Source organism: Ancylomarina euxina, assembly GCF_003863355.1.
Taxonomy (GTDB): domain Bacteria; phylum Bacteroidota; class Bacteroidia; order Bacteroidales; family Marinifilaceae; genus Ancylomarina; species Ancylomarina euxinus.
Map to the genome: position 1 here is coordinate 1 of NZ_QQWG01000041.1, position 5,488 is coordinate 5,488.

2 tRNA genes and 3 rRNA genes are annotated in these 5,488 nt (G+C 46.3%); all 5 read left to right on the forward strand.

Annotation, left to right across the window (positions count from 1 at the left end):
- Positions 1 to 348: 348 nt before the first annotated feature.
- Positions 349 to 1,868: ribosomal RNA gene (locus DWB61_RS17365) — 16S ribosomal RNA — on the forward strand.
- Between the two features lie 150 nt (positions 1,869 to 2,018).
- Positions 2,019 to 2,092: transfer RNA gene (locus tag DWB61_RS17370), tRNA-Ile, on the forward strand.
- A gap of 86 nt (positions 2,093 to 2,178) precedes the next feature.
- Positions 2,179 to 2,252 (forward strand) — tRNA-Ala (locus DWB61_RS17375).
- A gap of 126 nt (positions 2,253 to 2,378) precedes the next feature.
- Positions 2,379 to 5,263, forward strand: a 23S ribosomal RNA gene (locus tag DWB61_RS17380).
- A 118-nt stretch (positions 5,264 to 5,381) separates the two neighbouring features.
- Positions 5,382 to 5,488: ribosomal RNA gene (rrf, locus tag DWB61_RS17385) — 5S ribosomal RNA — on the forward strand; the annotation flags it as partial.

The following is a 5,488-nucleotide window of genomic DNA, read 5'->3' on the forward strand; positions in this document are numbered from 1 at the left end:
GATTTGCAGTTTAGGAATTAAAGTTCTTATATTTGCAGCCGCTTAAATAGCGAAAAAGTTCTTAAAAGTCTGGTAAAGGAAAACGGCGAGAGTTGAAAAAGGGAGAGAAAATATTTCTCAAAATAATTTCAATTTTCATTTGGTTTTTAGAAACTAAAGTTGTTATCTTTGCACCCGCTTTGACGCTGTAATCAGCATCAAAACAATTAGAAATTTTGAACGAGAGTTCTTTGAAAATATTGGAAGTAGAATAAAGTTAGGTAAATACAAGAATAATAACCTTGTCAATTAAATTTACGAATTAACTTAGATATTATCCACGAGCAGAATTAACACTAAGTTTTTTATACAACGAAGAGTTTGATCCTGGCTCAGGATGAACGCTAGCGACAGGCCTAACACATGCAAGTCGAGGGGTAGAGAGAGCTTGCTTTCTTGAGACCGGCGCACGGGTGAGTAACGCGTATGCAACCTACCTTATACTGGGGGATAGCCCAAAGAAATTTGGATTAATACCGCATAATATATTTGAATCGCATGGTTTAAATATTAAAACTCCGGTGGTATAAGATGGGCATGCGTAGCATTAGTTTGTTGGTGAGGTAACGGCTCACCAAGACTATGATGCTTAGGGGGTCTGAGAGGATAGTCCCCCACACTGGTACTGAGACACGGACCAGACTCCTACGGGAGGCAGCAGTGAGGAATATTGGTCAATGGACGCAAGTCTGAACCAGCCATGTCGCGTGCAGGATGACGGCCCTATGGGTTGTAAACTGCTTTTTTACAGGAATAATTGCAGGTACGTGTACCTGTTTGAATGTACTGTATGAATAAGGATCGGCTAACTCCGTGCCAGCAGCCGCGGTAATACGGAGGATTCGAGCGTTATCCGGATTTATTGGGTTTAAAGGGTCCGTAGGCGGCTTTTTAAGTCAGTGGTGAAATCCCAGAGCTCAACTCTGGAACTGCCATTGAAACTGAAGAGCTTGAATATGGTTGAGGTAGGCGGAATACGTTATGTAGCGGTGAAATGCATAGATATAACGTAGAACACCAATTGCGAAGGCAGCTTACTAAACCATTATTGACGCTGATGGACGAAAGCGTGGGGAGCGAACAGGATTAGATACCCTGGTAGTCCACGCCGTAAACGATGATTACTCGTTGTGCACAATACACCGTGCGTGACTGAGCGAAAGCATTAAGTAATCCACCTGGGGAGTACGTTCGCAAGAATGAAACTCAAAGGAATTGACGGGGGCCCGCACAAGCGGAGGAACATGTGGTTTAATTCGATGATACGCGAGGAACCTTACCTGGACTTAAATGTAGATTGACCGGTTTAGAAATAGATCTTCCCTTCGGGGCAATTTACAAGGTGCTGCATGGTTGTCGTCAGCTCGTGCCGTGAGGTGTCGGGTTAAGTCCCATAACGAGCGCAACCCCTATCGTTAGTTGCTAGCAGGTAATGCTGAGGACTCTAGCGAGACTGCCACCGTAAGGTGAGAGGAAGGTGGGGATGACGTCAAATCAGCACGGCCCTTACGTCCAGGGCTACACACGTGTTACAATGGCCAGTACAAAGGGCAGCTACCTGGTGACAGGATGCTAATCTCAAAAGCTGGTCTCAGTTCGGATCGGAGTCTGCAACTCGACTCCGTGAAGTTGGATTCGCTAGTAATCGTATATCAGCAATGATACGGTGAATACGTTCCCGGGCCTTGTACACACCGCCCGTCAAGCCATGGAAGCCGAGGGTGCCTGAAGTACGTTACCGCAAGGAGCGTCCTAGGGTAAAATTGGTAACTGGGGCTAAGTCGTAACAAGGTAGCCGTACCGGAAGGTGTGGCTGGAACACCTCCTTTCTGGAGATGGATAATACGACATTAAGTTTGACTGTGAATGCAGTTGACTTGGTTATAATCTTGACCTAATTTTATTTTTGCTTTCATCTTTTAATATACCATAACCCATAGCGTTAGGGTGTTTTCACCGCTAAGCTGATAGGTAATTATAGTCCTGTAGCTCAGTTGGTTAGAGCACTACACTGATAATGTAGGGGTCCGCAGTTCAAATCTGCGCAGGACTACTATGCAATTGGTAATTAAGGATTAACAATTAATAATAAAAGTATTACTAATTGTAAATTGATAATTACTAATCGTGAATCGCTTTGGGGGATTAGCTCAGTTGGCTAGAGCGCCTGCCTTGCACGCAGGAGGTCATCGGTTCGACTCCGATATTCTCCACGAAATACATATTTGGTATTAAAAGTTCTTTGACATATTGAAAAATCAAAAAGTAGAAGTAATCAAGTAAAGAAAACAGCGATTGATTTCGTTGGTTATCTAGATTTATTTAGATGACAAGCATAATAATAAGTAATTAAGAGCGTATGGCGGATGCCTTGGCTCTCAGAGGCGATGAAGGACGTGATAAGCTGCGATAAGTTACGAGGAGGTGCAAATAACCGTTAATTCGTAAATTTCCGAATGGGGCAACCCACTCAGCAATGAGTATTCTATTTATAGAAGGCAAACCCGGAGAACTGAAACATCTAAGTACCCGGAGGAGAAGAAAACAAAAGTGATTCCCTTAGTAGTGGCGATCGAAAAGGGACCAGCCCAAACCAGTATTGTTTCGGCAATGCTGGGGTTATAGGACTACAACATGATAAAGTGCGTGAAGTGAAACGTTTTGGAAAGAACGGCCACAGAGAGTGATAGCCTCGTCCACGTAAGCAATCTGCATCTAGTAGTATCCTGAGTAGCGCGGAACACGAGAAATTCTGTGTGAATTTGCCAGGACCATCTGGTAAGGCTAAATACTCCTGAGAGACCGATAGTGAACAAGTACCGTGAGGGAAAGGTGAAAAGCACCTCGAATAGAGGAGTGAAATAGTACCTGAAACCATACGCTTACAAGCGGTCGGAGCACCTTTGTGGTGTGACGGCGTGCCTTTTGCATAATGAGCCTACGAGTTACTCCTCACTAGCAAGGTTAAGGTCTTCAGGACCGGAGCCGAAGCGAAAGCGAGTCTGAATAGGGCGAAAAAGTTAGTGGGGGTAGACGCGAAACTTGGTGATCTACCCATGGTCAGGCTGAAGCTCTGTTAATCCAGAGTGGAGGGCCCAACCCGTTGACGTTGAAAAGTCTTGGGATGAACTGTGGGTAGGGGTGAAAGGCCAATCAAACTGAGAAATAGCTCGTACTCCCCGAAATGCATTTAGGTGCAGCGTCAGAGTAAAGAGTTATAGAGGTAGAGCTACTGATTGGATGCGAGGGCTTCATCGCCTATCAAATCCAGACAAACTCCGAATGCTATAACTTATATCTGGCAGTGAGCCCGTGGGTGCTAAGGTCCACGGACGAGAGGGAAAGAACCCAGACCATCAGCTAAGGTCCCCAAATGTATGCTAAGTTGAACAAACGTGGTAAGATTGCATAGACAGCTAGGATGTTGGCTTGGAAGCAGCCATTCATTTAAAGAGTGCGTAACAGCTCACTAGTCGAGCGATCTTGCGTGGATGATAATCGGGCATAAGTATACTACCGAAGCTATGGACTTCTGTTGAAAGATACAGAATTGGTAGGGGAGCATTCTAAACAGCGTAGAAGGTGTGTGGTAATGCATGCTGGAGCGTTTAGAAAAGCAAATGTAGGCATAAGTAACGATAATGCGGGTGAGAAACCCGCACGCCAATAGACTAAGGTTTCCTGATCAACGCTAATCGGATCAGGGTAAGTCGGGACCTAAGGTTAACCCGAAAGGGGATATCGATGGACAACCGGTTAATATTCCGGTACCCGCTATAACTGCGATGGGGTGACGAAGAGATGACAACGCCGCGAACTGACGGAATAGTTCGTTGAAGGCCGTATGCTATGAGAGATGTAGGCAAATCCGCATCTTGAGCTGAAAGCTGATAGTACCGCAAGGCTTCGGCCGCGTGGATAGTGCGTGTAATTTGACTTCCAAGAAAAACCTCTAAGCTTCAGGTTATAGTGGCCCGTACCTCAAACCGACACAGGTAGTCAAGTAGAGTATACTAAGGCGCTCGAGTGATTCATGGCTAAGGAACTCGGCAAAATAACTCCGTAACTTCGGGAGAAGGAGTGCTCACAGCAATGTGAGCCGCAGTGAAATGGCCCAGGCGACTGTTTATCAAAAACACATGGCTTTGCAAAAACGAAAGTTGAAGTATAAGGCCTGACACCTGCCCGGTGCCGGAAGGTTAAGTGGAGATGTTATTTTTCGGAAGAAGCATTGAAATGAAGCCCCGGTAAACGGCGGCCGTAACTATAACGGTCCTAAGGTAGCGAAATTCCTTGTCGGGTAAGTTCCGACCTGCACGAATGGTGTAACGATCTGGGCACTGTCTCAGCCATGAGCTCGGTGAAATTGTAGTATCGGTGAAGATGCCGATTACCCGCAACGGGACGGAAAGACCCCGTGCACCTTTACTGCAGCTTCACATTGATTTTGGGTAAGTAATGTGTAGGATAGGACGGAGACTATGAAGCGGGTCCGCTAGGATTTGTGGAGTCAACCTTGAAATACGTCCCTTTGCTTATCTGGAGTCTAACGTCTGACGACGGACAGTGTGTGGTGGGTAGTTTGACTGGGGTGGTCGCCTCCAAAAGAGTAACGGAGGCTTCTAAAGGTACCCTCAATACGTTTGGTAATCGTGTGAAGAGTGCAATGGCACAAGGGTGCTTGACTGTGAGACCTACAAGTCGATCAGGTACGAAAGTAGAGCATAGTGATCCGGTGGTTCCGTATGGAAGGGCCATCGCTCAAAGGATAAAAGGTACGCCGGGGATAACAGGCTGATCGCTCCCAAGAGCTCATATCGACGGAGCGGTTTGGCACCTCGATGTCGGCTCGTCACATCCTGGGGCTGGAGAAGGTCCCAAGGGTTGGGCTGTTCGCCCATTAAAGTGGCACGCGAGCTGGGTTCAGAACGTCGTGAGACAGTTCGGTCCCTATCTGTTGTGGGCGTTAGAAATTTGCGAGGATCTGACTCTAGTACGAGAGGACCGGGTTGGACTAACCTCTAGTGTATCTGTTGTGGCGCCAGCTGCATTGCAGAGTAGCTACGTTGGGCAGGGATAAGTGCTGAAAGCATCTAAGCACGAAGCCTACCTCAAGATGAGATTTCTTTAAAGGGTCGTAGGAGACGACTACGTTGATAGGCCACAGATGTAAAGGCAGTGATGTCAAAGTCGAGTGGTACTAATTACCCATAAGCTTATGAATGCTGAGGTCCATGGTTGGATTCTTATACTGAATTATAACTACTTTTTGTTTTCGATATGTCTATGATATTTGTTGACAGCTAGTGCGAAAAGCACACCAATGCTGATAACTGAAGATTTCAGGTATCTATAGCAATGGGGTTCCACCTCTTCCCATCCCGAACAGAGAAGTTAAGCCCATTAGCGCCGATGGTACTGCCGAAAGGTGGGAGAGTAGGTCGATGCC